Raw genomic sequence first — 3409 nt, 5'->3', positions numbered from 1 at the left:
GCCTTCGCGGTGCCCGGCCGCAGCGGCGAGTCGACCCTGCTGGCCCTGGAGGAGCGCGGTGTGGTCGTCTCGAGCGGCTCGGCGTGCGCCGCCGGGCGCGACGACCCCTCGCCGACGCTGCTGGCCCTCGGCCTCGCCCCGGAGGTGGCGCAGACAGCGGTGCGCTTCAGCTTCGGCGAGGTGCGACGCCGGCGGAGGCGGAGCACGCGGCGAGCACGTTCGCGACCGTCCTCGACGGGCCGTGAGCCGCCGCGCCTGCGATCCGTCTCGATCGGATTCACGACGATCGGGAATGTCGGGGGTGCCTGGCACTGTTCTCCCGTCCGTACCCGTATCGGCCCCGCGACCCGGGTCGACGCCGCACCCAGCGCTGATCCGCACCCAGCGCTGATCCGCACCCAGCGCTGATCCGCGACCCCGCTGATCCGCACCAGGACGCTGTTCCGCCCTCACGACGCTGTTCCGCCCTCACGACGCTGTTCCCCCTCATGACCGGAGACCCACCTGTGACCGAGCCCGGCACCCTTTCCCCGACGCGCCCCGCCGCGCCCGCCGCCGCAGCGACCCTCGAGCCGCGCAGCCGCCTGGTGATCAGCCTCCTGCTGGTCTCGGCGTTCGTCGTGATCCTCAACGAAACGATCATGAGCGTCGCGCTGCCCGACCTCATGCGCGACTTCGGGGTCGAGGCCCACGTGGGCCAGTGGCTCTCGACCGCGTTCATGCTGACCATGGCGGTCGTCATCCCGATCACGGGCTACCTGATCCAGCGGCTGCACACCCGCACCCTCTTCGCCGCCGCGATGACGCTGTTCAGCATCGGCACGCTCTCGGCGGCGCTCGCGCCCACCTTCGCCGTGCTCCTGGCCGCACGCGTGGTGCAGGCCGGTGGAACGGCGATCATGATGCCGCTGCTGATGACGACCGTGATGACGCTGGTCCCGCCGGCGATCCGCGGCCGGATGATGGGCAACATCTCGATCGTCATCTCGGTCGCCCCCGCCGTCGGGCCGACCATCTCGGGTGTCATCCTCAACTTCCTCAGCTGGCGCTGGATGTTCTGGATCGTGCTGCCGATCGCCGTCGGCGCCCTACTGCTCGGACTGCGCAAGGTCGAGAACGTGACCGAGCCCCGGTCCATCCCCATCGACGCGCTCTCGGTCGTGCTCTCGGTCTTCGGCTTCGGCGGCCTGGTCTACGGGCTGAGCAGCCTCGGCGAGGGCGGCGAAGCGGTGGTGGCCCCGTGGGTCCCCTTCGTCGTCGCCGGCCTGGGCCTCGCGGGCTTCATCGGCCGCCAGCTGCTGCTGCAGCGCACCGATCGCGCGCTGCTCGACCTGCGCACCTTCACCTCGGCCAACTTCACGATCGTCATCGTCATGATGGCGGTCAGCATGTCGGCGCTGTTCGGCACGCTCATCCTGCTGCCGCTCTACACCCAGAACGTGCTCGGGCTCACGCCGCTCGAGACCGGGTTGCTGCTGCTGCCCGGCGGACTGCTGATGGGCCTCCTCGCGCCGTTCGTCGGGCGCGGCTACGACCGCTTCGGCCCGAGGGTGCTGCTCGTCCCCGGCTCGGTGGTCGTCGCCGGTGCGCTCTGGGGCTACACCCTGCTCGACGAGAGCTCGTCGCCGTGGTTCGTGCTCTCGCTGCACGTCATCCTCAGCCTCGGTCTGGCGTTCGTCTTCACTCCGCTGTTCACGGCCGGTCTGGGCTCGGTCAGGCCGGCGCTCTACTCGCACGGCAGCGCGATCATCGGCACGGTGCAGCAGCTCGGAGGCGCGGCGGGCACGGCCCTGTTCGTCACGGTCCTGTCGATCCAGTCGGCGGCGCTCGCCCGCGACGGTGCCGACCAGGTCGTCGCCGCGGCCGGTGGCATCCACTCCGCGTTTCTCTGGGGCGCGTCGATCGCCACGATCGCGATCGTCGCCGCCTTCCTGGTGCGCAAGCCCGCCGACTCCGACGCCGTGGCACCGATGGCGCACTGACCGCACCCGCTGTTCACCTCCACGTCACCACGGATCCCTACCGTGTCGCCCCGGCCGCCGCTCCCCCGATCTCGCGGCCGGGACGGAGACGACACGTGACCGAGACGGCCGGGCCGCAGGACGTGCTCGACGCGGCGGCGTCCAGCCCTCCTGCCCGCACCCTCGTCGACGTCCTCCGCGAGACCGCGGAGCGGCATCCGGAGGCCTCCGCGCTCGAGGATCCTGCGGGCGCGCTGAGCTATCGGGAGCTGCTGGCCCGCATCGTTCAGCTCTCGGCCGAGCTGACCGCGGCGGGCGTCCGTCGCGGTGACCGGGTCGGTGTGCGGATGCCGAGCGGTTCGCGGGAGCTGTACCTCGCGATCCTCGCCGTCCTCGCCGCAGGAGCGGCCTACGTCCCGGTCGACGCCGACGACCCCGAGGAGCGGGCGCGGCTCGTGTTCGGCGAGGCCTGCGTCCGCGGCGTGATCACCGGCTCCGGTCGCTTCGAGCGCAGCGATGCCCCGGCGCCCGCCTCGCGCCTGTCCACGGGAGCCGCTCCGCACCCGAGCACCGCTTCGATCCCGCTCGCCCAGCCGCCCTCGCTCGAGGACGACGCCTGGATCATCTTCACGTCCGGGTCGACCGGCACTCCGAAGGGCGTGGCCGTCAGCCACCGCTCGGCCGCCGCTCTCGTCGACGCGGAGGCGCGGCTGTTCCTCCAGCACGAGCCGCTCGGGCCGGGCGACCGAGTGCTGGCGGGCCTCTCCGTGGCGTTCGACGCCTCCTGCGAGGAGATGTGGCTCGCCTGGCGGCACGGCGCCTGCCTCGTGCCCGCGCCGCGCTCGCTCGTACGCAGCGGGATGGACCTCGGTCCATGGCTGACCACGCACGGCATCACCGTGGTCTCGACGGTGCCCACCCTCGCCGCGCTCTGGCCGGCGGAGTCGCTCGAGAGTGTCCGACTGCTGATCTTCGGCGGCGAGGCGTGTCCACCCGAGCTCGGCGAGCGACTGGCCGTCGAGGGGCGCGAGGTGTGGAACACCTACGGTCCGACCGAGGCGACCGTCGTCGCGTGTGCGGCTCCCCTCGGCGGCCCTGCGCCGGTGCGCATCGGCCTGCCGCTGGACGGCTGGCGGCTGGCCGTCGTCGACCGGGAGGGCCACCGCGTCGGCGAGGGCGAGGTCGGCGAGCTGGTCATCGGCGGCGTGGGCCTCGCCCGCTACCTCGATCCGGCGAAGGACGCCGAGAAGTACGCGGCCGCGCCGCTGCTGGGCTGGGAGCGCGCCTACCGCTCGGGCGATCTGGTGCGCTTCGAGAGCGCAGGCCTGGTGTTCCAGGGGCGCGCGGACGACCAGGTGAAGCTGGGCGCCGGCGGATCGAGCTCGGCGAAGTGGAGGCGGCGCTGCAGGCGCTCCCCCGGCGTCTCGGGAGCGGCGGCCGCCGTCCGC

Annotated in this window: 1 protein-coding gene and 2 pseudogenes; all 3 read left to right on the top strand. The window is 72.8% G+C overall.

The window, feature by feature from the left end; genetic code table 11:
- A pseudogene (locus ACH61_RS18630) lies at positions 1–408 on the top strand (hypothetical protein); the annotation flags it as partial.
- A gap of 80 nt (positions 409–488) precedes the next feature.
- Positions 489–1982, top strand: coding sequence for a DHA2 family efflux MFS transporter permease subunit (locus tag ACH61_RS14540; protein ID WP_068213400.1), 1494 nt, complete (start codon positions 489–491; stop codon positions 1980–1982).
- Between the two features lie 95 nt (positions 1983–2077).
- Positions 2078–3409: pseudogene (locus ACH61_RS14535) on the top strand (amino acid adenylation domain-containing protein); the annotation flags it as partial.

Source organism: Rathayibacter tanaceti (assembly GCF_001634385.1).
Taxonomy (GTDB): domain Bacteria; phylum Actinomycetota; class Actinomycetes; order Actinomycetales; family Microbacteriaceae; genus Rathayibacter; species Rathayibacter tanaceti.
The sequence above is the reverse complement of the archived record's forward strand: the minus strand, read 5'-3'. Positions and strand labels throughout refer to the sequence as shown.

Excerpts from the sequence above, each read along its gene's own strand:
- ACH61_RS14540 (WP_068213400.1), top strand. The coding sequence starts at position 489 with ATGACCGGAGACCCACCTGTGACCGAGCCCGGCACCCTTTCCCCGACG.